General features: G+C 61.8%; 23 protein-coding genes. 1 reads left to right on the top strand and 22 read right to left on the bottom strand.

Going from position 1 to position 25515, the window contains the following annotated elements:
- Positions 1-77 precede the first annotated feature (77 nt).
- The 12 genes from glmU to pcsA all read right to left on the bottom strand — a co-directional run bounded on the left by glmU (position 78) and on the right by pcsA (position 13463).
- Positions 78-1439 (bottom strand): bifunctional UDP-N-acetylglucosamine diphosphorylase/glucosamine-1-phosphate N-acetyltransferase GlmU, encoded by a 1362-nt coding sequence (gene glmU / locus ACU8HS_RS21765; protein WP_113413949.1) that lies wholly within the window; start codon positions 1437-1439, stop codon positions 78-80.
- A gap of 64 nt (positions 1440-1503) precedes the next feature.
- The gene (locus ACU8HS_RS21770; protein ID WP_112567933.1) at positions 1504-2277 is read right to left on the bottom strand and encodes a FadR/GntR family transcriptional regulator; all 774 of its coding nucleotides are present in this window, start codon (positions 2275-2277) and stop codon (positions 1504-1506) included.
- Positions 2278-2290: 13 nt separating this feature from the next.
- Positions 2291-3259 carry a galactofuranose ABC transporter, permease protein YjfF gene (gene yjfF / locus ACU8HS_RS21775; protein WP_112567935.1) on the bottom strand — a complete coding sequence of 323 codons (969 nt, stop codon included), beginning with the start codon at positions 3257-3259 and terminating at the stop codon, positions 2291-2293.
- Positions 3256-4266, bottom strand: a complete 1011-nt coding sequence (locus ACU8HS_RS21780; protein ID WP_112706160.1) for an ABC transporter permease — start codon at positions 4264-4266, stop codon at positions 3256-3258. Before ACU8HS_RS21780 ends, yjfF begins: the two co-directional genes overlap by 4 nt.
- The gene (ytfR, locus tag ACU8HS_RS21785) at positions 4263-5786 is read right to left on the bottom strand and encodes a galactofuranose ABC transporter, ATP-binding protein YtfR (RefSeq protein ID WP_113413948.1); all 1524 of its coding nucleotides are present in this window, start codon (positions 5784-5786) and stop codon (positions 4263-4265) included. Before ytfR ends, ACU8HS_RS21780 begins: the two co-directional genes overlap by 4 nt.
- Before the next feature lie 119 nt (positions 5787-5905).
- Entirely contained in the window at positions 5906-6868 is a 963-nt protein-coding gene (gene ytfQ, locus ACU8HS_RS21790; RefSeq protein ID WP_112567941.1) for a galactofuranose ABC transporter, galactofuranose-binding protein YtfQ, read from the bottom strand.
- Between the two features lie 146 nt (positions 6869-7014).
- A complete protein-coding gene (locus ACU8HS_RS21795) occupies positions 7015-8091 on the bottom strand; it encodes a BMP family ABC transporter substrate-binding protein (protein WP_112567943.1) in 1077 nt (358 codons plus the stop codon).
- Between the two features lie 54 nt (positions 8092-8145).
- Positions 8146-9066 carry an ABC transporter permease gene (locus ACU8HS_RS21800; protein ID WP_112567945.1) on the bottom strand — a complete coding sequence of 307 codons (921 nt, stop codon included), beginning with the start codon at positions 9064-9066 and terminating at the stop codon, positions 8146-8148.
- The gene (locus tag ACU8HS_RS21805; protein ID WP_113413967.1) at positions 9063-10148 is read right to left on the bottom strand and encodes an ABC transporter permease; all 1086 of its coding nucleotides are present in this window, start codon (positions 10146-10148) and stop codon (positions 9063-9065) included. The genes ACU8HS_RS21800 and ACU8HS_RS21805 overlap by 4 nt, the downstream gene beginning before the upstream one ends.
- The gene (locus ACU8HS_RS21810) at positions 10138-11706 is read right to left on the bottom strand and encodes an ABC transporter ATP-binding protein (protein WP_113413947.1); all 1569 of its coding nucleotides are present in this window, start codon (positions 11704-11706) and stop codon (positions 10138-10140) included. The genes ACU8HS_RS21805 and ACU8HS_RS21810 overlap by 11 nt, the downstream gene beginning before the upstream one ends.
- A 39-nt stretch (positions 11707-11745) precedes the next feature.
- Positions 11746-12726 carry a quinone oxidoreductase family protein gene (locus ACU8HS_RS21815; RefSeq protein WP_447015183.1) on the bottom strand — a complete coding sequence of 327 codons (981 nt, stop codon included), beginning with the start codon at positions 12724-12726 and terminating at the stop codon, positions 11746-11748.
- Positions 12727-12737: 11 nt separating this feature from the next.
- Positions 12738-13463: a phosphatidylcholine synthase gene (gene pcsA, locus ACU8HS_RS21820; protein ID WP_112758051.1), complete on the bottom strand. Its 726-nt coding sequence runs from the start codon at positions 13461-13463 to the stop codon at positions 12738-12740.
- A 350-nt stretch (positions 13464-13813) separates the two neighbouring features.
- Between pcsA and ACU8HS_RS21825 the strand changes: the two genes are divergently transcribed.
- Positions 13814-14626, top strand: coding sequence for a ferredoxin--NADP reductase (locus ACU8HS_RS21825; protein ID WP_112568281.1), 813 nt, complete (start codon positions 13814-13816; stop codon positions 14624-14626).
- A gap of 48 nt (positions 14627-14674) precedes the next feature.
- Here the strand turns inward: ACU8HS_RS21825 and ACU8HS_RS21830 are convergent, their stop codons facing one another.
- The 10 genes from ACU8HS_RS21830 to ACU8HS_RS21875 form a co-directional block, all read right to left on the bottom strand.
- On the bottom strand, positions 14675-15289 hold the full coding sequence (locus tag ACU8HS_RS21830; RefSeq protein ID WP_113413945.1) for a GntR family transcriptional regulator: 615 nt from the start codon (positions 15287-15289) through the stop codon (positions 14675-14677).
- A gap of 102 nt (positions 15290-15391) precedes the next feature.
- A complete protein-coding gene (locus tag ACU8HS_RS21835) occupies positions 15392-16594 on the bottom strand; it encodes an ABC transporter permease (RefSeq protein ID WP_112706155.1) in 1203 nt (400 codons plus the stop codon).
- Entirely contained in the window at positions 16584-17300 is a 717-nt protein-coding gene (locus ACU8HS_RS21840; protein ID WP_112567957.1) for an ABC transporter ATP-binding protein, read from the bottom strand. Before ACU8HS_RS21840 ends, ACU8HS_RS21835 begins: the two co-directional genes overlap by 11 nt.
- Positions 17301-17311: 11 nt before the next feature.
- Positions 17312-18610: an efflux RND transporter periplasmic adaptor subunit gene (locus ACU8HS_RS21845; RefSeq protein WP_447015184.1), complete on the bottom strand. Its 1299-nt coding sequence runs from the start codon at positions 18608-18610 to the stop codon at positions 17312-17314.
- A gap of 270 nt (positions 18611-18880) precedes the next feature.
- Positions 18881-19777 carry a PfkB family carbohydrate kinase gene (locus ACU8HS_RS21850; RefSeq protein ID WP_112706153.1) on the bottom strand — a complete coding sequence of 299 codons (897 nt, stop codon included), beginning with the start codon at positions 19775-19777 and terminating at the stop codon, positions 18881-18883.
- Positions 19774-20805, bottom strand: a complete 1032-nt coding sequence (locus ACU8HS_RS21855) for an ABC transporter ATP-binding protein (protein WP_447015185.1) — start codon at positions 20803-20805, stop codon at positions 19774-19776. Before ACU8HS_RS21855 ends, ACU8HS_RS21850 begins: the two co-directional genes overlap by 4 nt.
- A complete protein-coding gene (gene argH / locus ACU8HS_RS21860; RefSeq protein ID WP_377310032.1) occupies positions 20805-22319 on the bottom strand; it encodes an argininosuccinate lyase in 1515 nt (504 codons plus the stop codon). Before argH ends, ACU8HS_RS21855 begins: the two co-directional genes overlap by 1 nt.
- A gap of 3 nt (positions 22320-22322) precedes the next feature.
- Positions 22323-23180: a carbohydrate ABC transporter permease gene (locus tag ACU8HS_RS21865; RefSeq protein ID WP_112567967.1), complete on the bottom strand. Its 858-nt coding sequence runs from the start codon at positions 23178-23180 to the stop codon at positions 22323-22325.
- Positions 23177-24049, bottom strand: coding sequence for a carbohydrate ABC transporter permease (locus ACU8HS_RS21870; protein WP_162702968.1), 873 nt, complete (start codon positions 24047-24049; stop codon positions 23177-23179). Before ACU8HS_RS21870 ends, ACU8HS_RS21865 begins: the two co-directional genes overlap by 4 nt.
- A gap of 84 nt (positions 24050-24133) precedes the next feature.
- The gene (locus tag ACU8HS_RS21875) at positions 24134-25390 is read right to left on the bottom strand and encodes an extracellular solute-binding protein (protein ID WP_447015186.1); all 1257 of its coding nucleotides are present in this window, start codon (positions 25388-25390) and stop codon (positions 24134-24136) included.
- Positions 25391-25515: the final 125 nt, after the last annotated feature.

Raw genomic sequence — 25515 nt, forward strand, 5'->3', positions numbered from 1 at the left:
CCAGTCCTAGCGATTCCCGCTTATTTCTCAATTGGTCGTGCGGTCACTTTCGGTTTCCGCACGTTACGGAAGAGGGCTCAGCCCTTGGCCTTCTTCGCCGCCTTGATGGCGAGCGCACGTTCGCGCAGGGCCTTCGCCCGCTCGGGCTTGACCTCCTGGCGGGCGCGACCGAAGGCGAGCGCATCGGCCGGCACATCGGCCGTGATGACGCTGCCCGAGGCAATATAGGCGCCGTTGCCGATCGTCACGGGAGCGACCAGCGAGGAATTGGAGCCGACGAAGGCATCCTTGCCGATGACGGTTTCGAACTTGTTCACCCCGTCATAATTGCAGGTGATCGTGCCGGCGCCGATATTGGTGCCCGATCCGACGACGGCATCCCCGATATAGGTCAGATGGTTGACCTTGGCTCCCTCGCCGATCCTGCCGTTCTTGACCTCGCAGAAATTGCCGACCTTGGAGCCCGCCGAGAGATCCGCACCCGGACGCAGGCGCGCGAAAGGACCGACTGTTGCGCCTTCGCTCACATGCGCGCCCTCGATATGCGAGAAGGCGTGGATGACCGCGCCACCGTCGATGACCGCGCCGGGGCCGAAGACGACGTTCGGCTCGATCAGCGCGTCCTGGCCGATGACGGTATCGTAGCTGAGAAAAACCGTTTCCGGGGCAATCATCGTGACACCCGAAAGCATCAGCTCATGGCGGCGCCGCTCCTGCCAGAACCGCTCGATCGCGGCGAGTTCCGCACGGTTGTTGCAGCCGGTCATCTCGACCTCGGGCGCATCGACGGCGGTGACGCGACCGCCCAGCGAGCGGGCGATCTCAACGAGATCGGTCAGATAATATTCGCCCTTTGCGTTGCTGTTGCCGATGCGCGACAGGAGGTCGAGCGCCTTGCGGCCATTGATCGCCATCAGGCCGCTGTTGCACCATTTGACAGCGCGTTCGGCATCGGTCGCATCCTTTTCCTCCCGGATGGCGATCAGCTCTCCGTCCTTGACCAGCAGGCGGCCGTAGCCGGTCGGGCGCTCCGTATGGAAACCGATGACGACCACATCGCTGCCTTCGGCGAGCGCCTTGCGGGCTTCGAGCAGCGGGCCTGATGTCTGCAACGGCACATCGCCGTAGGTCACGAGAATATCGTCATAGCCCTCGGCAATCGCCTCGCGGGCGGCGAGAACGGCGTGGCCGGTGCCGAGGCGCTGTTCCTGCAGATAGGATTGGATCTTCACGCCGCCGATCTCGGCAGCCTTCGCCACTTTCTCGGCGTCGCGACCGACGACGAGCGCGACGGAGGAAATGCCGGTCGCCGCCACGGCATCGACGACATGGGCGATCATCGGCCGGCCGGCCACCTCATGCAGCACTTTCGACTTTGCGGATTTCATTCGCGTGCTGTCGCCGGCGGCGAGAATGACGGCAAGGCAGGTGCGTTCCATGGGCAGACTCCGAGAATCCATTGCTAGGCGGATGGTCTGCCGCTCATAGCAGCAAGGCGAGGCTTCAAAAAGACGAAATCGGCAGGGAAACGATGGGCTCGGAGAGCGCGGAGAAGGCTTCGTGGACGTGTTCCCTGCCCTCGATGATGACATCCTCCATCGCCTTGCGCGCCGCGGCCGTGTCGCCTGCGGCGATGGCATCGACGATGCGCATGTGGGTTTCGGCGATGTTGGCGAAACCGCTCTGCGAGGGCGGCGTACTCATGCGGAACATGCCGACGAGTGCTGCTTCGATGAGCCCGCCGAGCGTGCGCATGAAAGGATTGTGCGATGCTTCGGAAACGGCAAGGTGAAACCGCAGGTCGGCAAGTGCCAGGCTGTCGGCGGTGTGGCCGCTTTCGGCCATGTCGAGCGCCAGGCCGCGCAGCAACTCGATCTCGGCCGGCTTTGCACGCTCGGCCACGAGACCGGCGGCAAATGGTTCGAAGGCCAGGCGGATATCGTAAAGGTGCAGGAGGAATTCTTCGCTCACACCGTTGGCGAAATGCCAGGAGATGATTTCGGTGTCGAACATGTTCCAGAAGTTCTTTTCCGTCACACGCGTGCCGACACGCGCCTTGGCAACGACCATGCCCTTGGCCGCAAGCGTCTTCATCGTTTCGCGCAGCACCGTGCGCGAGACCTTGAAGCGCTGCGCCAGCTCTCCGTCTCCGGGCAGGATCGTGCCGACAGGATAGGTGCCGGCAACGATTGCCCGGCCGAGTTCATCGACGACATGCGCGTGGCTTGTTCGGGTTCTTCGCCCTGCCTTTCGGGTTTCAAGCGGTCTGTCGCGCAATCCGTCACTCCTCCTAGCCATATCTCCTGTTCAGACCGGAAAGGAAAAGGATGGCCTTCTGCATTATCATGAACGCAAAAAGCAGCAGGCCAATCAGGATTTTCGTCCACCAGCTCGACAGCGTGCCGTCGAAAGTGATGTAAGTCTGAATGAGCCCCTGGATCAGCAGACCGATGAAGGTCCCTGCCACGAATCCCGCTCCTCCCGTCAGCAGCGTCCCTCCGATGACGACTGCCGCGATGGCATCGAGTTCGACACCCACCGCTGCAAGAGAATATCCGGCAGACGTGTATAGGGAAAAAACGATTCCGGATAGACCCGCCAGAAAACCCGACAATGCATAGATCTGGATCGTCGTGCGCGCCACCGGCACGCCCATCAGCTGCGCCGTCTGCACGCCGCCGCCCAGCGCATAGACATTGGTGCCGAAACGGGTGCGGTGAGCGATGAAGATGCCGGCCGCAAATACGAGCAGCATGATGGTGCCGATCAGCGTCAGCCGGCCGCCGCCGGGCAGACGATAGTAGAGGCTGGTCAACGTCGAATAATATTCGTGATTGATCGGGATACTGTCGATCGAGAGCACATAGGCCATGCCGCGGGCGAGGAACATGCCGGCAAGCGTGACGATGAAGGGCGGCATCTGCAGGAAATGGATGATCATGCCCATGACCGCGCCGAAAGCGGTGGTGATGACGAGAACGATCGCAAAGGCCGCCAACGGGTGAATGCCGGTATTCTGCAGGATGACAGCCAGGAAAACGCCGGTGAAGGCGATGACCGAGCCGATCGACAGATCGATGCCGCCGGAAATGATGACGAAAGTCATGCCGACGGCGGCGATGCCGAGAAAGGCGTTGTCGGTCAGGAGGTTGCCGATGACGCGCGTCGACAGCATGTTCGGATATTGCAGCGTGCAGACCGCATAGGCGAGGATGAAGATGACGATCGTCGCCAGGAGCGGCAGGTATTTGGAATTCATTTGCGCTCTCCCGCGTCCGTCCGACGGCTCAGAAAGCCGGTCAGCGACGACATTGCCGGCGACTGGATGACCAGAATGACGATGATGATGACCGCCTTGATGATGAGGTTGAACTCCGGCGGGAAACCGGAGAGCAGGATGCCGGTATTGACCGCCTGAATGATCATGGCGCCGATCAGCGAGCCGACGATGCTGAAACGGCCGCCAAGCAGCGAATTGCCGCCGACAACCACCGCCAGGATGGCGTCGAGTTCCAGCCAGAGGCCGGCATTGTTGGCATCGGCCCCCTTGATGTCCGCGGCCACGATGATGCCCGCCACGGAAGCGCAAAGGCCGCTCAGCATGTAGACCGCCATCAGCAGCACCGGCGTCTGCACGCCCGATAGCGTGCTGGCGCGCCGGTTGATGCCGACCGCCTCGATCAGCATGCCGAGCGCTGTCCGGCGGACCAGCAGGATGACCAGCAGGCCGACAATCAGCCAGATGACGACAGGCATGGGCAGGAAGGCAAAGGAGCCGCTGCCGAAAAAGATCAGCCCGTCATCGTTGAAGGTCATGATGACGCCCTCGGTGATGAGCTGCGCTATGCCGCGGCCGGCGACCATAAGAACCAGGGTTGCAATAATCGGCTGGATATTGAGGACGGCGACGAGGAAGCCGTTCCAGACCCCGCAGAGCAGGCCGACGATGACAGTCAGCGCGAGCGTATAGGCAAGCGAATTGCCCTCGACGATCGACGAGGCGGCAACCGCGCCGCAGATCGCAATGACCGCGCCGACCGACAGGTCGATGCCCTTGGTGGCAATCACCAGCGTCATGCCGATCGCCAGCAGCGCCACGGGCGCGCCGCGATTGAGCACGTCGATGATGCTGCCATAGAGGCGACCGTTTTGAACAATGACATTAAGAAATTGCGGGAAGAAGCTGAAATTCAACAGAAGAACAACCAGAAGCGCAATCAATTGTGGCGCAAGACGAAAGCCAAGCGCCTTCAGCGAGGCAGTCATGCATCCTCCGTTCGTTTGTCGGCTGCAGCAATGGCATCAACGATACCGGCGGCACTGATGCGCTCGCCGGTCAGTTCCGCGATATGTTCGCGATCGCGAAGCACGATGACGCGCGAGCTATAGGCAACCAGTTCCTCCAGCTCGGAGGAAATGACGATCAGCGACATGCCCCTGGCGCAGAGCTGCTCGATGAGCTTGATGATTTCGGCATGCGCACCGACATCGATGCCGCGCGTCGGTTCATCGAGGATCAGGAAATCCGGATTGGTGGCGAGCCACCGGGCAAGGATCGCCTTCTGCTGATTGCCGCCGGAAAGCAGCCGGATGGGCTTTTCCCGATCGGTCGTGCGGATATCGAGCGCCTTGATATAGTCGTCGGCGATCGCGTTCTGCTCGGCGCGCGAAAGCGGCCGCGCCCAGCCGCGGCGTGCCTGCAGGGCAAGCGCGATATTCTCGCGGATCGACAGGTCGCCGATGATGCCATCCGTCTTGCGGTCCTCGGGGCAGAAACCGAAGCCCCTGGCAATTGCCATGCGCGGGCTGGAGAGCGCCACAGGCTTTCCATCGATCTTTGCCACGCCGCTATCGGCGCTCTCGATACCGAAGAGAAGCTCGGCCGTTTCCGTGCGCCCCGAACCCAGAAGCCCTGCGATGCCGACAACCTCGCCGACGCGAACCTCGAGATCGAAGGGCTTCACCTTGCCGCGCTTTCCATAACCCTCGAAGGCATATCTGACCGCACCGGCAGCAATTGCGTGTTGTCTTGCGGCGTGTTCCGTCTGGGCGAGCTCGCGCCCGAGCATCATGGCGATCAGGTTCTGCCGCGGCAGTTCGGCTGCCTCATGCGTCCCGACAAGCCGGCCGTTGCGCAACACGGTGATGCGATCGCTGACCGCATAGACCTGCTCTATGAAATGAGTAATGAAGACAATGCCCAATCCGCGTTTTTTCAAGTCGTTTATGATGCCGAACAGCATCTCGACTTCGTGCGTATCGAGACTGGCGGTGGGCTCGTCGAGAATGAGGACCTTGCCGGAGAGATCGACGGCGCGGGCGATCGCCACGATCTGCTGGACGGCGACCGAATAGCGGTCGAGCTGCGCGGTCACGTCGATATCCAGGCCGTAGCCGGCCAGAAGCTCGCGGGCATTCCTGTTCATCGTGCGGGCATCGATCATGCCGAACCGCTTCGGCTGGCGGCCCAGGAACAGGTTTTCGGCAACGCTCAGATTGGAGAGGAGGTTGACCTCCTGATAGACGGTGCCGATGCCGAGCTTCTGGGCGGCCAGCGTATCGGCCGGGTCGATCTCGCCGCCATCCAGCGTCAGGCTGCCGGCGTCGCGACGATAGGCGCCCGTAATGCACTTGATGAGCGTCGATTTGCCGGCACCGTTTTCACCGAGAAGCGCATGTACCTCGCCCCGGCGCAGCGTGAAATCCACCTTGTCCAGGGCGATGGCGCCGGGGAAGAATTTCGATATGCCGGAGGCTGCGAGAATATTCTCGAAATTGTGAACCATGAGGGTTGCTGTTTCCTGATATTGCGCCTTGAGCCTGTACCAAACACGGGCATGACGCCCTGATGGTACCGGCAGTTCCGCACCGGCCCATGAGGGGCCGGTGCGGTTCCAGCTTCACATCAGTAACCCTGACCCTTCTTTTCCTCGTAGACCTTCATCGGATCGTCGGACTGGGTGTAGAGCTTGGATTCCGTCTGGATCCACTTCGGCGGCGCCTTCTTGTCCTTGAGGTATGCGTCGAGCGCATCGAAGGCGGGGCCGGCCATGTTCGGCGTCAGTTCGACGGACGCGTTTGCCTCGCCTTCGGACATGGCCTTGAAGATATCGGGCACGGAGTCGATCGAAACGATCAGGATATCCTTGCCGGGCTTCAGGCCGGCTTCCTTGATCGCCTGGATGCCGCCGACAGCCATGTCGTCGTTATGGGCGTAGAGGGCGCAGATGTCCTTGCCGCCGTTTTCAGCCTTCAGGAAGCTTTCCATGACTTCCTTGCCCTTGGTGCGGGTGAAGTCGCCGGTCTGGCTGCGGACGATCTTGAAGTTGTCGTGGCCCTTGATGGCTTCCTCGAAGCCCTTCTTGCGGGCGATGGCGGGCGACGAACCCGTCGTGCCCTGAAGTTCGACGACATTGCACTTCTTGTCGCCGACGGTCTTGACCAGCCAGTCGCCGGCAACCTTGCCTTCATGAACCTGATCGGAGGTGACAGCCGTCAGGTAGAGGTCATCGGGAGCCTTGATCGTGCGGTCGAGCAGGATGACCGGAATATTGGCTTCCTTGGCTTCCTTGAGAACGTCATCCCAGCCGGTTTCGACGACGGGAGCGATCAGGATGGCATCCACGCCCTGGGCGATGAAGGAACGGAGAGCCTTGATCTGATTTTCCTGCTTCTGCTGGGCATCGGCAAATTTCAGGTCGATGCCGCGCTTTTCAGCCTGCTGCTTAGTCACGGTCGTTTCAGCCGCGCGCCAGCCCGATTCCGAGCCGATCTGCGAGAAGCCAACCGTCAGGTTTGCAGCCGAAGCAGAACCGAACATGCAGGCAGCCAGAACCGTGGCACTCAAAAGTGCAGTCTTCAATTTCATGATTTCCTCCCAAAGCCGCTCCTCGCGGCGCAGGGTCAAAAAATCATATAGTATTACTTTTGTAAATCGGTATTTTAGTATGCGCTGCAGCAAAAAAGGCGCCCTTTTCAGGACGCCTTTTCGCAACTGCGAGTTACAAGATCAGATCATTGCGCCGGCAGCTTGTCGTCCACGCCTTCGACATAGAAGTTCATGCCGAGCAAGGTGGCGTCATCGGCCTTTTCGCCGGCCTTGAGCCAGGGCGTCCCGTCCTGCTTGTTGATCGGACCGGTGAAGGGATGCAGTTCGCCGGACTTGATCTTGGCTTCGGTTTCCTCGGCCATCTTCTTCACGTCGTCAGGCATGTTCGTGTAAGGCGCCATCTTGAGGATGCCGTCCTTCAGGCCGTCCCAGCTCTGCTCGGACTTCCAGGTGCCGTCCAGAAGCGCATGGACGCGCTTGGAGTAGTAGTTGCCCCAGGTATCGACGATTGCCGTCAGCTGCGCCTTCGGGCCGGCTGCGATCATGTCGGACGCCTGGCCGAAGGCATGGATGCCGCGTTCTTCGGCAACCTGCATCGGCGCGGTCGTGTCGGTATGCTGCGTCAGCACATCGACGCCCTGGTCGATCATGGCCTTGGCGGCGTCGGCTTCCTTGCCCGGATCGAACCAGGTGTTGACCCAGATGACCTTCAGCTTGAAGCTCGGATCGACGGACCGGGCGCCCTGCTCGAAGGAGTTGATGCCCATCACCACTTCCGGAATCGGGAAGGAGGCAATGTAGGCGGCGCCGTGATTCTTCGACGTCTTGGCGGCGATCTGGCCGAGAATGTAGCGGCCTTCGTAGAAGCGCGAGTTGTAGGTCGCCAGATTCGGGCCGGCCTTGTAGCCGGTGCCGTGTTCGAACTTGACGTCCGGGAACTTGGCGGCGACCTTGACCGTCGCGTCCATGAAGCCGAAGGACGTCGTGAAGATCAGCTTGCAGCCGGAACGGGCGAGACGCTCGATGGCGCGCTCGGCATCCGGGCCTTCCGGCACGTTTTCAAGGTAAGGCGTTTCGATCTTGTCGCCGAACTCGGCCTGGACCTGCTGGCGGCCGACATCGTGCGCCTGCGAATAGCCGCCGTCATTGTGCGCTCCGACATAGACGAAGCAGACCTTCGTCTTGTCCGCAGCCGCGGCGGCGGAGGAGATGCCGATTACGGCTGCGGCCGTTGCGGCAAGTGTGAGTGCGAACTTCTTCATGATGACCCCTGTTGGTTTGAAGATTTTCCGGAAACCCGTCTTGGTGTTCTTGTTCTATCGCTCCGGCACGAAGGCTTTTCCAAGCGACGCGGGCGTGTTGATCAACGTCGTGCGCCGATTATGAGAAATGATGATGAGAACCACAATAGTCGCGGCATAGGGCAGCATCGAAAGGAACTGCGCGGGGATGCCGAGACCGAAGGCCTGCGCATGGAGCTGCAGGATCGTGACCGCTCCGAAGAGATAACCGCCGGCAAAGACCCGCCACGGGCGCCAGGAAGCGAAGACGACCAGCGCCAGCGTGATCCAGCCGCGGCCGGCCGACATGTTTTCCACCCATTGCGGCGTGTAGACGAGCGACAGCTGCGCACCGGCAAGGCCCGCGCAGGCGCCACCGAACATCACGGCCAGATAGCGTGTGCGGATGACGTGAATGCCGAGCGCATGGGCTGAGCCGTGACTGTCTCCGATCGCCCGCAGTTTCAGGCCGGGACGGCTTCTGAACAGGAACCAGCTGACGCCGAAGAGCAAGGCGATCGACAGGTAGAAAATCAGGTCCTGCTTGAAGAGGACCGGGCCGATCACCGGAATGTCGGACAGGACGGGAACGACGATCTCTTTCAGCTGGATGCCGGGTACGCTGACATAGGGCTCGCCGAGCTGGCCGGAGACGCCGAGCCCGAGCAGGGTCAGCGCCAGGCCGGTCGCCACCTGGTTTGCCACCAGCGTCAGCGTCAGGAAAGCGAAGAGCAGCGAGAAAAGCGCGCCGGCGACGATACCGCAGACGATGCCGACATAGGGCGAACCGGATATCTGCGAACCGGCAAAAGCGGCGACGGCGCCCATGATCATCATGCCCTCGACGCCGAGATTGAGGACGCCGGAGCGCTCCGTCACGAGTTCGCCGAGGGCTGCGATGACAAGCGGAGTGGAGGCGGTGATGACCGTCAGAAGAATGGCTTCGAAGATGCTCATACGGCGCCGCCCCTGACCCGCGACCAGACGATGCGGATTTTGTAATAGATCAGTGTGTCGCAGGAGAGCACGAAGAACAGGATCAGCCCCTGGAAGACGCGCGTGACCTTGTCCGAAACGCCGATCGAAAGCTGCGCCGCCTCGCCACCCAGATAGGTCAGGGCCAGTACGAGGCCCGACGCGACGATGCCGAGCGGATTGAGGCGGCCAAGGAAGGCGACGATGATGGCGGTGAAGCCATAGCCCGGCGAGATCGCCGGCTGCAGGTGGCCGATCGAGCCCGAGACCTCGCAGATGCCAGCAAGGCCGGCGAGCGCGCCGGAGAAGAGGAAGCTGAACCAGATCATCTTCTTTGACGAGAAGCCGGCAAAGCGCCCTGCCCGTTCCGACTGGCCGAGCACGACGATCTCGAAGCCCTTCAGCGTGAAGCGCAGCATGAACCAGACGAGGATCGCCGCGACGATGGCGAAAATGAAGGCCCAATGGGCACGGCCGGATTCCTCCCATATCGCAGGTACGATCGCCTCGGGGGCAAAATCGCGCGAGACGGGGAAGTTGAAGCCTTTCGGATCGCGCCATGCACCGCGGATCAGCCAGTCGAGATAGAGCTGGGCGATATAGACCAGCATCAGCGACGTCAGGATCTCATTGGTACTGAAATGCGCTTTCAGGAGCGCCGGAATGGCGGCAAACAATGCGCCGCCGAGCGCGCCCAATATGAGCATGAGCGGCAGCACGAGCGGCGAATGCCAGTCGTAGAAGACGATCGGGATATAGGAGCCGGTGATCGCGCCGATGGTGAACTGGCCTTCGGCGCCGATATTCCAGTTGTTGGAGCGGTAACAGACGGCAAGACCGACGGCGATCAGGATCAGGGGTGCCGCCTTGACCGCCAGTTCGTGCAGCGACCAGACCTCGAGCAGCGGCTCAAGGAAAAAGGCGTCCAGCGCTTCGACCGGATCCTTGCCGAGCATGGCAAACATGATCGCCCCTGCAATCAGCGTCAGCACGAGGGCAAGAAGCGGTGAAACGAAGGTGAAGAGTCTTGAGACCTGCGGGCGCTTTTCAAGCTCAATGCGCATGAGCGGCCTCCGCGGCATGCCTGCCGTCATGCAAACCGCCCATCAGCAGGCCGATCTTTTCGCGCGTCAGTTCGCCGGCCGCATAGGGCCTGGAAAGACGGCCCTCCGAGATGACGGCGATATCGGTGGCCACTTCGAAGATCTCGTCGAGATCCTGGCTGATGACGACGACGGCCGATCCGGCTTTTGCCAGGTCGACCAGCGCCTGGCGGATGCGGCTGGCCGCACCGGCATCCACGCCCCAGGTCGGCTGGTTGACGACGAGCACCGCCGGCTGGCGGTCGAGCTCGCGGCCGACGATGAATTTCTGCAGATTGCCGCCGGAGAGCGAACCCGCTGCCGGATCATCACCGCTCTTGCGCACGTCCATCGCTTCCGAAATGCGCCGGGCGGCGGATCTCACCGCGCCGTGGCGGATGATACCGAGAAAACCGAGGAAGGCCTTGCGGTCCGACTGGCTGCGGGCCAGGACCAGATTGTCTGAAAGCTTCATGGCGGAAACGGCCGCGTGGCCATGCCGCTCTTCCGGCACGAAGCCGGCGCCAAGCAGACGGCGGGCAGTAATGCCCTGCGTGCCGACGGGTTTCCTGCGAATGACGATCGCCTCGGCCGAGGCGACGGGATATTCGCCGGACAGCGCATCGAAGAGCTCGCTCTGGCCGTTGCCCGCGACACCGGCAATGGCGAGGATTTCGCCGGAGCGCACGGTCATGGAAACATCGCGCAGCGGCATGGCGAAGGGCGTGCGGGCGGCAACCGAGAGGTTTGCGACGGCAAGCTGTATTTCACCCTTGTCGCTGCGCTCGGGATGGGTGACGGCTGCGACCTCGCTGCCGACCATCATGCGGGCGAGAGAGGCCGGCGTTTCCTGCTTCGGGTCGCAGGCGCCGGTCACGCGGCCGTGGCGCAGCACGGTGGCGCGGTCGCAGATGCGCTGCACCTCCTCCAGGCGATGGCTGATATAGAGAACGGAACGGCCTTCGGCGCGCAGCTTGAAGAGCGTTTCGAAGAGCCTGTCGGCCTCCTGCGGCGTCAGCACCGAGGTCGGTTCGTCGAGAATGATGAGCTTCGGGTTCTGCAGGAGCGCCCGGACGATTTCGATGCGCTGACGCTCGCCGACGGAGAGATCGGCGACATGCGCATGCGGATCGAGCGGCAGGCCATAGGCCTCGGACAGCGCCCTCGCCTCCTCGGCGATCCTGCCGATCGGAATTCCGTCATCGAGCGAGAGCGCGATATTTTCGGCGACGGTCAGCGCCTCGAACAGCGAGAAATGCTGGAAGACCATGCCGATGCCGAGCTTGCGCGCCTCGCCCGGCGAATTGATCGCAACCGGTCTCCCCTGCCAGAGGATATGCCCGTCCGTCGGCTCGAGAACGCCGAAGAGCATCTTGACCAGGGTGGATTTGCCTGCACCGTTTTCGCCGAGAAGCGCATGAATTTCGCCCGGCGCTATATCGAGATCGATTTCATTGCAGGCGGCGAAGCTGCCGAAGAATTTCGTGAGCTTCTGAACCGATAACAACGCACCGGAAGCCGGCACATTCAATGGCGACACGTTCCCCTCATTTCTTCTGCCGACCGGTCCGTTCGGATCTCATGGAATCAGCAGCGTCGTTCCGGTTGTTTTTCTTGTTTCCAGATCCGCGTGAGCCCGCCCAACCTCACGCAGCGGATAGGTTTGATTGATATTGATACGCACTTTGTTGCTGCGCACAACATCAAATAGATTGTTTGCACAATCGGTAAGTTCCTGGCGCGTGGCAATATAAGTGAAAAGCGTGGGGCGCGTTGCATAGAGCGAACCTCTCTGTGCGAGATGCGCCATGGTGAAATTCTCGATCGCGCCCGAAGACTGGCCAAAGGAGGCGAAGAGGCCGCGCGGCTTCAGGCAGTCCAGCGATTGCGGAAAAGTGTCGCGGCCGATCGAGTCATAGACCACATCGACGCCTTTGCCGCCGGTGATCTCCCGCACGCGCTCGGCGAAATTTTCGGTCTTGTAATTGACGACATGGTCATAGCCGTGTTCGAGCGCCAGTTGCACCTTGTCGGCCGAACCTGCCGTGCCGATGACGGTGGCGCCGAGCGCCTTTGCCCACTGGCCGGCAATGAGGCCGACACCGCCGGCTGCGGCATGGAAGAGCAGCACGGTCTCGGGACCGACCTTGAACGTGCGGTTCAGGAGATATTCCGCCGTCATGCCTTTCAGCATCATCGCCGCAGCCGTTTCCAGGCTGATGCCGTCAGGCACCTTCACCAGGTGTTTCGTGTCGATGTTGCGTTCGGCGCTATAGGCGCCATCGGCGCTGGCATAGGCAACGCGGTCGCCCACGGCAAAACCGGTAGCACCCGGTCCGACCGAGGTGACGATGCCCGCGCCTTCCTTGCCTGTGACGAAAGGCAGGTGCGGAGCCTTGTAGGTGCCATCGCGGAAATAGACGTCGATGAAATTCAGGCCGATCGCTTGCTGCCGGATCTGCACCTGCCCCTCGGACGGCGGCGGCAGATCGATATCGACATATTCGAAAACCTCGGGTCCGCCGTTCCTGGAAAAGGAAACCGCCTTCGTCTTTGTCATTTCAGTCTACCTCACTTGCGTCCGAGTGCGGGGAAGAATTGGAGTATTGCGCCGATGACGTAAAGATAGATGCCGCTCACGATGAAGAGAACGACGGCCCATTGCGGCATGTTGAAATGCATCAGCAGCGAATAGGCGCCGAGCGCCGACCACAGGAAGAAGATGCCGAGGTTCAGCGGGCGCAGGCGCTGCACGCGCACGGGATGCAGGAAGTTGATCGGCAGGAAGGTGAGGACGACGGAGACGGTGACGACGGCAAAGGCCGTCACCTCGCTCGCATGCATGACGAAGAGCGTGAAGATCACCATGTTCCAGACGACGGGGAAGCCCGAGAAGAAATATTCCTCCGTCTTCATGCCCATGTCGGCATAGTAGATGGCGCTGGAGACGACGATCATGCCGGCAGCCACAAAGGACCAGGGCTCGCCGATCATGCCGCTCTGATAGAGCGCAAAGGCCGGCAGCAGCACATAGGTCACGTAGTCGATGATATTGTCGAGCGTATCGCCCGACCAGTTGGGCAGAACCTCCTTGACACGCACCTTGCGCGCGATCGGCCCGTCGATGCCGTCGACCAGCAATGCCAGGCCCAGCCACCAGAACATGTCGATGAAGCGGTGCTCGGCAGCGGCAACCACGCCGAGAAAGGCCAGAAAGGAACCGGACGCCGTCAGAATATGGACGGAAAATGCGCGCATTTCCGCATAAGGAACGCGCTTATAGTTGAAGATCTTCATGTTCCCCCGTACCACCTGTCGCGCGCCCCGCGCCGCGGCGGGCGTCGTTTTTTCTTGAAGCGTGCCGCGATCTTTCGGATCTTGCGACGCACTTCACGTTTTTGTTTGACGCATGTCCTTGCCACAAAAGCGCTGAACGCTTTCGCGTGACGTGCTTTAATATGCATCCTTTGAATAGCTTAGCCAGCGCAAAAGCGACAGTTTACCACAGGCGGCTTTATCCTGACCGTGACATGCATATTTCGCTCCCCTGCCGTGCGATGGAATGGATTGCCTTTAATTCAGCGGGGTTTTGTAATATCTGCCTCGAATGTGATGATCATCTTGCGAACGACGAGTCCGATATCGAAATGAACGCTCCTGCAAAGACCGAAGAATTCGCCTCCGCCATTCCCGCCGGCGTCTATGCCGAGACGGTGCTGAGCGTGACGCATTATACCGACCGGCTCTTCCGCTTCACGATGACGCGGCCGGATGGCTTCCGTTTCCGCTCGGGCGAGTTCGCGATGATCGGCCTCATGGTCGAGGGCAAACCGATCTTCCGCGCCTATTCGATCGCAAGCCCGGCCTGGGCCGAAGAGCTGGAATTCTTCTCGATCAAGGTGCCGGACGGGCCGCTGACCTCGCATCTGCAGCTCATCAAGCCGGGCGACCAGGTGCTGATGCGCAAGAAGCCGACGGGCACGCTGGTTCTCGATGCGCTCACTCCCGGCAAGCGCCTCTACATGTTCTCCACCGGTACCGGCATTGCGCCTTTCGCGAGCCTGATCCGCGATCCGGAAACCTATGAGAAGTTCGAGGAGGTCATCCTCACCCATACGACGCGCGAGATTTCCGAATTGAAATACGGCTTCGATCTCGTCAACGAGATCCGGAACGACGAACTCCTGCAGGAAGTCGTCGGTGACAAGCTGCGCCATTACGCGACCGTCACCCGCGAGGATTTCGCCTATCGCGGCCGCATCACCGACCTGATTTCCTCCGGCAAGCTCTTCACCGATCTCGGCGTTCCGCCGCTCGACCCGGCTGTTGACCGCGGCATGATCTGCGGTTCTTCCGCCATGCTGAAGGACACGAAGGAGCTTCTGGAAAAGGCCGGCCTCGAAGAAGGCGCCAACAGCAAGCCCGCCGAATTCGTGATCGAGCGCGCCTTCGTCGGCTGAGGCAGCGCTACAGACCAGCATGCGACGGCTCCGGAAACGGGGCCGTTTCTATTTCTGGCTGAGGTAGTCGATGAGATCGGCCATGTTTTTCCGCGCCTGCTCGATCTCGCCCTCATGGATCGCCCTGATGACCGCGACATGATGCGAGATGGAACGGTCCATGCGCTCCGGATTGGCGGTCTTGTACCAGAGGCGTCGGGAATGGGTCTGGACCGGCCCGAGCGCGGCGGTGATGAAGCGGTTCGGGCAGGCATCCTCGAGGATTTCGTCGAAGGCCTTATCGGCGGCGAAGAAGCCCGAGAGATCGCCGCTGACGGCGCAGTCCTCCATGGCACGGGCGCAGGCCACGAGCCGGGATCGCTGCTCCTCATCGGCCGCGTCGGCTACCAGTGCCGCCGCGGCCGGCTCCAGCTTGCGGCGCACCTGCATGACATTGGCGTGGTCTTCGGCATGAATTTCGGCGATCTGCAGGCCGACGCGCGGCTTGACGACAATGAGGCCCTGCCAGGCGAGCTTCTGGATCGCCTCGCGAACCGGTGTGCGGCCATGGCCGGCCAGATCGATCATCTGCTTTTCCGTCACCAGCGCGCCTGGCGCCAGAGCCAGCGTCACGATAGCGTGCTCGAGCGCCAGATAGGCGAGATGGCTTAGAGATTCCTGCATGCTGGCGAATCCGGGACTGATATATCAATACTGGCACGGTTAAATGCCAAAGACAAGTTATCCTGATATATCAAAGCCATGCAGGGACGAGAATATTGCCCTCTATTCGTGGCGCAGTGCTTCGATCGGATTGAGCTGTGCTGCCCGGCGCGCCGGGAAGAAGCCGAAAATCATGCCGATCGCCGCCGAAAAGACGAAAGCGACGAAAATGATGAGCGGGCTGACGACGAAGGGCACATTGAGGAAGCTGACCGTACCATATGCGAGCGTCAGCCCGAGCATGATGCCGGCTATGCCGCCGAAGAGCGACAGGGCGACGGCTTCGACGAGGAATTGCGTCAGAACCTGATTTTCAAGGGCGCCGATCGCAAGACGGATGCCGATCTCGCGTGTGCGTTCCGTCACCGAGACCAGCATGATGTTCATGATGCCGATGCCGCCGACGAGCAGGCTGACGGCCGCGACCGCGCCCAGCAGCCCGGTCAGCAATGTCGTCGTGCCGGTCATGGCTTCGGCGATCTGCGTCATGTCGTTGACGTTGAAATCGTCCTGACGGCCGGGAATGATTTTGCGGCGCTCGCGCAGCAGGTTCTCCACATCGGCCTGCACTTTCGACGTGGAAACACCGTCTCGCGCCGAGATGAGGATCGTCGGCACGTTGGAACTGCCGCTGATGCGCCGCTGGAAGACCTTGACCGGCATGATGACCACATCGTCCTGGTCGTTGCCCATGCCGGACTGACCGCGCTTTGCGAGCACGCCGATGACCGGGCAGGAAACCTTGCCGACGCGGATCTGCTGGCCGGTCGGATCGGCGGCGCCGAAGAGCTGTTCACGCACGGTCTCGCCGATGATGCAGCGCGACTGGCCGCGCTCTTCCGCCGGGGTAAACTGGCGGCCCAGCGACAGATCCCAGTCCTGGGCGACGAAATAGTCGTTGGTGGTGCCGTAGACGGTGGTGGAGTGGTTCTGGCCGCCGAAGATGACCGTCGCCGTCGACTGGTTGGACGGGGCGACGGCACGCAGACCGGGGATCTGGTCGCGGATCGCCTCGACATCCTTCAGCGAAAAGCGCCGCGCTTCGGAACTGGCCCGGCCGGGACCGAACTGGCCGGGGCGCACGAAGAGCATGTTGGTGCCGAGGCGCGAGAGTTCCGTCGAAACCTGCGCCGTCGTGCCGTTGCCGATCGTAACAAGCGCGATGACGGCGGCGACGCCGATGACGACGCCGAGCACGGTCAGGAAGGAGCGCAGAAGATTGCGGCTGATGGCGCGCAGCGCCAGCTTCAGCGTCTCAAAGAACATGTTCCGCCCTCCGCTGGTGCTCCACTTCGGTCTCCAGCTTGCCGTCGACGAAGCGCAGCAGGCGTCCTGCATAGGCGGCGATATCCGGTTCGTGCGTGACCATGACGATGGTAATGCCCTGTTCGCGGTTCAGCCGCGTCATCAGGTCCATGATTTCGATACTGGTCTTGGTGTCGAGATTGCCGGTCGGCTCGTCTGCGAGCAGCAGGGCCGGCTCGGTGACGATGGCGCGGGCGATCGCCACACGCTGCTGCTGACCGCCGGAGAGTTCCTGCGTCTTGTGATGTTCCCTGCCCGACAGGCCGACGAGGCCGAGCGCTTCCCTCGCCCGCCTGCGCCGCTCGCCGACAGCCATGCCGCGATAGATCAGCGGCAGTTCGACATTTTCGACGGCCGAGGTGCGCGGCAAAAGGTTGAAACCCTGGAAGACGAAGCCCAGCATATGGCGGCGCAGAAGGGTCAGCTGGCCGCGATCGAAGCCGCTGGTCGAAATGCCCTGGAACACATAATCGCCCGAGGTCGGCACATCGAGGCAGCCGAGAATATTCATCGCCGTGGACTTGCCGGAGCCGGACGGCCCCATGATCGCGACGAATTCATGCGTGCGGATCGAAAGATCGACGCGGTCGAGCGCGCGGATGGCCGCAGCGCCTTCGCCGTAGATTTTCGAGACCTGCCTGAATTCGAGAAGCGGCGGACGTTCCATCGTCGCCCCCGTCAGTTCGTCCGCGCCGACGCATCGGTGATGACTGCATCCTTTTCGGTGAGTTCACCTGATGTGACCTGCGTGAACTGGCCATCGGACGAACCGACCTGGATCACGACGGGCGCGGGACGACCGTTGCGCAGCACCCAGACGCGGCGCTCGGTGCCGGTGAGCTTGGAGTCACCGCCACCGCCGCTGCGGGGCGGGCGCGGCGGACGCAGCAGGCTGAAAATGCCCCGGCCGCCACGTGTTTCGGTCTGGGGCGGTGCGTAACGCAAGGCCGCATTCGGCACCATCAACGTATCCTTGACGGCTTCGACGGTGATATCGGCGGTCGCCGTCATGCCGGGGCGCAGCAGCAGGTCGGCATTGTCGACCGACAGGACCGCCTTGTAGGTGACAACATTGTTGACCACTTCGGAGGCAAAGCGGATCTGCTCGATGACGGCCGGGAACGTGCGATCGGGATAGGCATCGACCGTGAATGTCGCCTTCTGGCCGACGGCGATCTGGCCGACATCGGCTTCGTCGACATCCACCTGCAGTTCCATCTTTTTCAGATCGCCGGCAATGGTAAAAAGCACCGGCGCCGAAAGCGAGGCGGCGACAGTGGCGCCCGGGTCGACGGAGCGGGTAAGGATCACGCCATCGATCGGCGAGACGATTTTCGCCTTGCCGAGATTGACTTCGGCAAGCTGCAGGTCGGCTTCCGAGGCCAGGACTTCGGCCTCGTTGATATCCTTGGCGGCGACGGCCGAGTCATATTTGTAGGTCGCATCGTCAAGGCTCTGCTGGGTGGAGACGTTGCTTTTCACAAGGCTCTTCAGGCGGTCGAGCGAGGTCGCGGCCGATTCCAGATCCGCATTCGCCTTGACCACGTTTGCCTTTGCCGAATTGAGCTTGGCCCGCGAGCTCTTCACATCGGCTTCCAGCTTGTTGGTATCGAGAACGGCCAGAACATCGCCCGCCTTGACGGTGCTGTTGAAATCGACATTGACGTCGCGCATCGTGCCCGACAGTTCGCTCGATATATCCACCTGCTCGGTCGGCTGGACGGAGCCCGTGGCGGTGACGAGCACGGTCAGGTCGCCGCGTTTGACCGGCTGGGTCGTGTAGCTGAATTCGGCGCGGTCGCGGCCGGAATAGACATAGACGGCAGCCGCGGCAGCGAGGATCACGAGCACGAGAACGGCCAGCCGGCCGCGCCAGCGGCGGCCACTGCTCCGCTTGCCGGCAGCCAGCACAGCGGCCAGATCGGCATTCGCGCCCGTTACGGAACCGGTCTCTTTGCCAGCCTCCAGATTGTCCATGTCATCCTCGAAAAATGCTTCGCCGTGTCGGGCCTGTTCGCGCCAGAATAATCACAACGAAGATGAACCCAGCATTACCGTTGCCTCTATCATGGTACGGAAATGCGGCTGAAAAACATGAAATATTCGTAAGGAAACAGCCGGATGACGGCGACAGTGCAAGCAAGTCGGCAAGACTGCGCGCTCCGGAATCCGGAACTCACGGTTGCGAAACCTGTTCGCCCGGGGAAACAGCCGCGGCTTCGGAAAGGCCGCGGCACTGCCTGCTGTCTAGCGCGGCGGCAGGATTGCGGCGCCGCCGGCCGCCTGGACGGCGAGGCTGCCCATGGCAATGCCCTCGCGCAGGAAGACATCGGCACTGGCGCCACCCAGCCAGGCGTGGATCAGCCCGGCATTGAAGGCGTCGCCCGCCCCGGTCGTATCCACGACCTTGACGGTGGGGGCGGCCGCATGGAGCCTGAGATCGCCGGCCGCAAAATAGGCGCCGCCGGCACCGGCTTTCAGCGCCACGGCCGGGAAGCGCCGGGCGAGCCTGTCCAGCGCTTCGGCGGGATCGGCGCATCCGGTGATGGCAACGGCTTCCTCGACATTCGGCAGGAAAAGATCGACGCCGGCGCAGCGGTCGAGGAAATCCTTCTGGTAGATCAGCGTCTCGTCCCAGCTCGGATCGAGCGACACTGTCAGGCCGTTCTCCCGCGCCTTGCCGACAAGACCCGGAATTTCCGCAAGTGTCGCGAATTCGGCGATGTGAAGATGACGCGCCTCGCTCCAGGCGAGCGCTTCGCCAAGGGTTGCCGGCTCGGCGCCGCCCGCACGTCGCGACAGGAAAGCCCTCTCCTCGCCGTTGTTGATGGCGACAGTCACCTGCGGGCCGGCATCGGCCGCCCGGTCCACAAAGCGCAGGTCGATGCCGCTCGTTTCCAGTTCCGCGGTCAGGCCGTTCGAAAGCCCGTCGGTGCCAAGACGGGCGAGCAGAGCGGTCTTGCGGCCGATATGGGCGGAATAGGCCGCCATGATGAAAGCGCCGCCGCCTGCGGCAATGCGCAGGTCATCGGCAAATATTTCGCGCCCGAGAACGGGCATGGTCTCCAGTCCCGTGAAAATCAGGTCGCAGTAGATCCGGCCGATGCTGAGCACCGCCGATCGCATGTCATTATCAGATGTCATTGGCGCCCGAGGGCCTTTTCCGTTTTTGCATCGAAAACATAGAGAGCACCGGATGCCGCATGGGCATTCACGGCGCTGCCGACGGCCGGTATCACCTTACCGGGGGCGGTTGCAATCACCGATGTTCCCGCCACATCGAAATGCACGAGCGTTTCGGCGCCGAGCGGCTCGACGGCCGTCACCGTACCCGAGAGGGAAAGGACGCCCGTGCCCTCGCCGATCACCAGATCATGCGGGCGTATGCCGACAAGATGCGGACCGCCCTGCCCGATGCGGATACCATCGGCCGCAGCAGTACCCGGCAGAAGGTTCATCGACGGACTGCCTATGAAACGCGCGGTGAAGACATCGGCCGGGTTCTCATAGATGTCCATCGGCGTCCCCGCCTGCAGGATGTGTCCGTCCTTCATGACGACGATACGGTCGGCCATGGTCATGGCCTCGACCTGATCATGCGTGACATAAACGATCGTCGTACCCAAGCGCTGGTGAAGGCGCTTGATCTCGATGCGCATCTGCGTGCGCAGCTGGGCGTCGAGATTCGACAGCGGTTCGTCGAAGAGGAAGGCGGAGGGATTGCGCACCATGGCGCGGCCGATCGCGACGCGCTGGCGCTGGCCGCCGGACAGGGCCGCGGGGCGTCGGGCAAGATAATCGGTCAGGCCGAGGATCTGCGCCGTCTCGTCGATGCGCTTGTCCTTTTCCGCCTGCGAGAGCTTCGAGGTGTAGAGGCCGAAGCCGATATTCTGGCGCACGCTCATATGCGGATAGATGGCGTAGTTCTGGAACACCATGGCGATGTTGCGCTGTTTCGGCTCGCGCTCGTTGACCACCTCGCCGCCAATCTTCAACGTGCCGCCGGAGATGTCTTCAAGACCGGCGATCATGCGCAGTGTCGTTGACTTGCCGCAGCCGGACGGGCCGACGAAGACGACGAATTCTCCATCTTCGATCGAAAGATCGATGCCGTGGACGACATCCAGCTTGCCGTAGCGTTTGACGAGCCCCTGCAGTTCGATATTTGCCATCAGGCCGCCCCCATCAATGCCGTAAATCTGGTGTGAAGTTCCTCGGCAGCGGCGGCTTCGCGCGCTGCGTTCTCCTGTGCCTGTCTGGCGAATGCGGCAGCCTTTTCCTGATAGGCTGCAAGCGCATCCGCCATCGGTGCCGGCGCGGGACCGCCGAAGCGGGCGCGGACGGCAACGAAATGTTCCGGTGAGACGATCTCGGCAAACTGCGCCTTGTCGATACCGGGCTTGCGGCCGGCCAGTTCCTCGAAAGCAGCGAGGAAAGGCTCGTAGCCGTCATCCGAGAGGCCGCCGCCCCTGGCGACCACCGCGCGGGCGACCGTTGCGGCAATCTCATGCGCCTGCCGGAAGGAGAGCCCCTCGCGGCGGACCAGCGAATCCGCCAGTTCGGTGATGGTGATGCAGGAGCGGCGGATATTTTCTGCCACACGTTCCGGGTCGATGCTGATCTGGGAAACGAAGGCGGCCAGCAGGTCGAGCACGCGGCCGGCAGACTGGAAAGCTTCGTAGCCCATGCCCTGCGTTTCGCCCTCGCTGTCGTTCATGTCGGTAAAGGGCGTATTGTGCATGATATCGAGCACCGTGCGGGCGCGGCCGAACGTCTGGCTGGCCAGATGCCGCATATGCTCGATCGGCACCGGATTGCGCTTTTGCGGCATGATCGAGGAGATCTGCACCAGTGCGTTCGGCACATAGATCTGGCCGACCTCGAAGCTCGTCCAGAACTGGAAATCCTGGATCAGCCGGCCAAGATGCAGGAACATCAGCTCGATCGCGCTGTAGGTGGAGGTCGTGTAATCGACGGCGGCGATGCAGCTGTAGGAATTGCGCAGCGGCGCGGCAAAGCCCAGCAGCTCGGCGACACGGGCGCGATCGATCGGAAAGCCCGAAGTGGTGATCGCCGCAGCGCCCATGGGGCTCAAGTCGACGATCTCGCGCGCCTCGGCAAAACGCTCGATATCGCGGATCAGCACCTCGATTGCCGCCGAAAGATAGTGGCCGAAGGTGGTCGGCTGTGCCGGCTGGCCGTGGGTATAGGCGACGATCAGCGTCTCCTTTTCCCAGTCGGCGGCCGCAATCATGGCGTCGAGAAGCTTGCGCGCCTTGGCCATCAGCGCGTCGATGCGTTCCTTCAGGCCGAGCTTGAACAGCGTATGGTCGATGTCGTTGCGCGAGCGCGCCGTATGGAGGCGGCCGGCAATATCGACGCCGATTCGAGCTTTCAACTCCTTCTCGATCAGGAAGAAGAAATCTTCGACCTCACCGGTATAGACGAGCTTTTCCGGATCGATGTCGCGGTCGATCGCCTCGAGTGCGGCGGCGATCTTGCCGGCCTGGTCGCGATCGAGAATGCCGGTCTCGACCAGCATGACGAGATGGGCGCGGTCGATGCGGCGGAAGCCGTCGACATGATGGGTCTTGGCGCCGTCGAAGAGCGGCCTCAGCACCGTTTCCTTATAGACCGGATCAGGAAAGACGCTCCTGTCGGCAAGGCGTGGATTGGTTTCAGTCATATCTTATCCCTTCAGGCCGGCCAGCATGACGCCGCGCACGATGTAGCGCTGCAGCACCAGGAAGACGATGAGCGTCGGCAATGTCGCCAGCGCCGCACCGGTCATGATCATTTCCCATTGGATGGATTGCTCGACGGCAAAGCTCGAGAGGCCAACCGGCAGCGTGTAGAGTTCGCGGCTGGTGGTGACGATCAGCGGCCAGAAGAAGGCCGTCCAGTTGCCGAGGAAGGTGAAGATCGCAAGCGCCGAGAGTGCCGGCGTGACGAGCGGCATCGCCACCTTCCACCAGATCTGGAATTCGTTGAGGCCATCGATGCGGGCCGCTTCCAGAAAGTCGTTCGGGACCGTCTCGAAGAACTGCTTCATCAGGAAGGTGCCGAAGGCCGTCATCATGCCCGGGAACATGATGCCCCAGTAGCTGTCGAGCCAGCCGAGCTGGGCCGACATCAGATACCAGGGGATGACGAGCATTTCCGTCGGGATCATCAGGGTGGAGAGGATCGCGAGGAAGATCAGGTAGCGGCCACGGAATTCGAACTTGGCGAGCGTATAGCCGACAAGGCTGTCGAAGAAGACGTTGGAGAGCGTCACCGTGCAGGCAACGATCGCCGAATTCAGGAACCAGCGCATGAAGCGGCCGTCGGAGAGAACGGTGATGTAGTTCTGCAGCGTCGGCTCGGCCGGGATGAGGCGCAGGTCGTAGACCTGGCCTGCGGTCTTGAGCGAAGTCGAGAACATGAAGAGCAGCGGCGAGACCATGATGAGGCCGCCGATGAAGAGCAGCGTCCAGGTGATGATGGCGCCGGGGCGGATATTGGCCTTCGGCAGCGGCGCCGCGTTGTTTGTCGTCACAGCACTCATTTGCGCTCCCTCAAGATCCAGAGCTGCAGCAGGGAGACGCAGAGCAGGATGGCGAAGAGCACGACGGTCTGCGCGGCTGCATAACCCATGTTGTAGGATGAAAAGGCCGTCTGGTAGATCATCAGAACCAGGGGCTTGGTCGATCCGAGCGGGCCGCCGGGATCGTTGGTCGTCATGTTGTAGACCTGGTCGAAGATGCGCAGGAAACCGATCGAGGAAAAGACGACGAGGAAGACGGTCGTCGGCTTCAGGAGCGGCAGCGTGATCTTCCACAGGATCGGCCATTCGCCGAGACCGTCGATCTTGGCCGCCTCGTAAAAGGTGTTCGGAATGGCGCGAAGGCCGGCCATGAAGATGATGATCTGGAAGCCGAGGCCGGCCCAGATGGCAGTGACCATGATCGACGGCAGCGCCTGATCGACGGAGCGGATGAACTGCTGCTGCGGCAGGCCGATCAGGCCAAGCACATCATTGATGACGCCGATCGGAGCCGGCTGGTAGAACCAGCGCCAGACCCAGGCCATGGCGGCGGCGGTCGTCAGAAACGGCAGGAAATAGAGCGCGCGGATCAGGCCGTGCAGGAAACGCACGCGATCGAGGAAGAAGGCCACGACGAAGGAGACGACGAGGCTGATCGGCGTGCCGATGACGAGATAGGTAAAGGTATTGCGGAAAACCTTCCAGAACTGCGGGTCGTTATAGAGCTTCACATAATTGGCGACGCCGATGAATTTCGGCGGCTTCATCAGGTTCCAATTGGTGAAGGACAGGTAGAAGGCCTGCAGCGTCGGATAAAAGCGGATCACGCAGTAAAACAGGATCGGCAGGGCGAGGAACGTCCAGACCCAGACGAGGCGCTTCTGGCGCATCGTCAGCCGATCCCAGAACGATCCGGCGGGACGGCCGATGGCCGCCCCTTCCGTATTCGCGGGTGCGGAGCTCATGGCCGTCCCTTATTTGCTCTTGGCGTTGTCGATGATTTCCTGCTCGGCGGTTGCCGCCTGAGCAAGCGAATCCTCGGGCGACTGCCCCTCCAGCAGAACGCGGTTGACCATGTCGATGGCGTTCTGGCGCTGGCCGGCTTCATCCACGAAGAGCGAGGTGTGCGAATAGGCGAGCGCCTTGAGGAACGGCGCATAGACCGGGTTCTTGAGGTTTTCGTCGGTCAGCGCGGCCTCGCGACGGGCCGGCAGTTCGCCGACCGTGCCGAGCCAGATCTTCATGGCTTCCGGCGAGGTCACGTAAGCGAGGAACTTCTTGGCGGCTTCCAGCTTTTCGCCGGAGACCTTGGCGCCGATACCGTTGGCGAAATAGCTCGCATAGTTGGAGCGCAGGCCATCGGCATTGGCGGGAAGTTCGGTGACGCCCCATTCGAAATCCTTGATGCTGCCGAAGGAGCCGAGACGGAACGTGCCGTCGATGGTCATGGCCGCCTTGCCGCCGCGGAAGGCCGCCTGGCCTTCATCCATGAAGCCGGTCTGGCCGACCTTCTTTTCGGTCTGCAGGCTGGTGTAGAATTTCAGCGCCTTGAGGCCGGCATCGCTGTTGTATGTGACCTTGGAATAGTCAGCCGTATAGGGCTCGCCGCCAAACTGGCGGATCAGCACTTCGCGCCACCACTGGTGATCCTGACCGGCCATGTCGAGCGTCATGCCTTCGACGGCAAAATTGCCGGCGGCATCGCGCTTGACCGTCTTTTCGGCGGCAGCGACGAATTCGTCGATCGTCTGCGGCGGCTTGTTCGGGTCGAGGCCGGCCTCCTGGAAGAGCTTCTTGTTGTAGAAGAGCGCCAGCGAACGCACGGCGGTCGGCAGGCCGTAATAATCGTCGCCACGCTTCATGGCCGATACGATCGGGAAGAAATCTTTCTCGATCTGGTCATGCGGGAAGGCATCCGTCGGCAGCGGCTGCAGCAGGCCGCCGGCGATGAACTGGTCGAGCCAGCCATAGAAGAGCTGCATCACGTCTGGACCGTTGCCGGCGAGATTGGCCGCGACGACACGCGTCTGGTAGTCGGCATAGGGAAAGGTCGTCTGCTTGACCGTAATGTCAGGATTGGCCTTCTCGAAATTGGCGATCAGCTGGTCCATCGCCTTGACGCGCGTGTCGTAGACATATTGCCAATATTCGATCTCGACAGCCTGGGCGCTGTTGACCGCAACCATGCTGATGCCGGCAAACAGGCCGGCGAATAGGATTCCGCGACGCATATTATTCCTCCATTGCCGAGCCGGCCGTCATGCCGCTCGCGCTCATCTGGTTCCCCAGGACATTCCGCCCATCGGCGGCGCCCCGATTTGATTGGCTCGGGAAGATGGAGCTGTGGCTCCGCCTT

This window comes from Rhizobium sp. KDH_Rht_773_N, from assembly GCF_052946295.1.

Excerpts from the sequence above, each read along its gene's own strand:
- ACU8HS_RS21850 (WP_112706153.1), bottom strand. The coding sequence starts at position 19,777 with ATGACATCTGATAATGACATGCGATCGGCGGTGCTCAGCATCGGCCGG.
- ACU8HS_RS21780 (WP_112706160.1), bottom strand. The coding sequence starts at position 4,266 with ATGACTGCCTCGCTGAAGGCGCTTGGCTTTCGTCTTGCGCCACAATTG.
- ACU8HS_RS21855 (WP_447015185.1), bottom strand. The coding sequence starts at position 20,805 with ATGGCAAATATCGAACTGCAGGGGCTCGTCAAACGCTACGGCAAGCTG.
- ACU8HS_RS21845 (WP_447015184.1), bottom strand. The coding sequence starts at position 18,610 with ATGGACAATCTGGAGGCTGGCAAAGAGACCGGTTCCGTAACGGGCGCG.
- yjfF (WP_112567935.1), bottom strand. The coding sequence starts at position 3,259 with ATGAATTCCAAATACCTGCCGCTCCTGGCGACGATCGTCATCTTCATC.
- argH (WP_377310032.1), bottom strand. The coding sequence starts at position 22,319 with ATGACTGAAACCAATCCACGCCTTGCCGACAGGAGCGTCTTTCCTGAT.
- glmU (WP_113413949.1), bottom strand. The coding sequence starts at position 1,439 with ATGGAACGCACCTGCCTTGCCGTCATTCTCGCCGCCGGCGACAGCACG.
- ACU8HS_RS21825 (WP_112568281.1), top strand. The coding sequence starts at position 13,814 with ATGAACGCTCCTGCAAAGACCGAAGAATTCGCCTCCGCCATTCCCGCC.
- ACU8HS_RS21795 (WP_112567943.1), bottom strand. The coding sequence starts at position 8,091 with ATGAAGAAGTTCGCACTCACACTTGCCGCAACGGCCGCAGCCGTAATC.
- ACU8HS_RS21805 (WP_113413967.1), bottom strand. The coding sequence starts at position 10,148 with ATGCGCATTGAGCTTGAAAAGCGCCCGCAGGTCTCAAGACTCTTCACC.
- ACU8HS_RS21800 (WP_112567945.1), bottom strand. The coding sequence starts at position 9,066 with ATGAGCATCTTCGAAGCCATTCTTCTGACGGTCATCACCGCCTCCACT.
- ACU8HS_RS21835 (WP_112706155.1), bottom strand. The coding sequence starts at position 16,594 with ATGTTCTTTGAGACGCTGAAGCTGGCGCTGCGCGCCATCAGCCGCAAT.
- ACU8HS_RS21870 (WP_162702968.1), bottom strand. The coding sequence starts at position 24,049 with ATGCGCCAGAAGCGCCTCGTCTGGGTCTGGACGTTCCTCGCCCTGCCG.
- ACU8HS_RS21840 (WP_112567957.1), bottom strand. The coding sequence starts at position 17,300 with ATGGAACGTCCGCCGCTTCTCGAATTCAGGCAGGTCTCGAAAATCTAC.
- ACU8HS_RS21815 (WP_447015183.1), bottom strand. The coding sequence starts at position 12,726 with ATGACAAAGACGAAGGCGGTTTCCTTTTCCAGGAACGGCGGACCCGAG.
- ACU8HS_RS21865 (WP_112567967.1), bottom strand. The coding sequence starts at position 23,180 with ATGAGTGCTGTGACGACAAACAACGCGGCGCCGCTGCCGAAGGCCAAT.
- ACU8HS_RS21875 (WP_447015186.1), bottom strand. The coding sequence starts at position 25,390 with ATGCGTCGCGGAATCCTATTCGCCGGCCTGTTTGCCGGCATCAGCATG.
- pcsA (WP_112758051.1), bottom strand. The coding sequence starts at position 13,463 with ATGAAGATCTTCAACTATAAGCGCGTTCCTTATGCGGAAATGCGCGCA.
- ytfR (WP_113413948.1), bottom strand. The coding sequence starts at position 5,786 with ATGGTTCACAATTTCGAGAATATTCTCGCAGCCTCCGGCATATCGAAA.
- ytfQ (WP_112567941.1), bottom strand. The coding sequence starts at position 6,868 with ATGAAATTGAAGACTGCACTTTTGAGTGCCACGGTTCTGGCTGCCTGC.
- ACU8HS_RS21830 (WP_113413945.1), bottom strand. The coding sequence starts at position 15,289 with ATGCAGGAATCTCTAAGCCATCTCGCCTATCTGGCGCTCGAGCACGCT.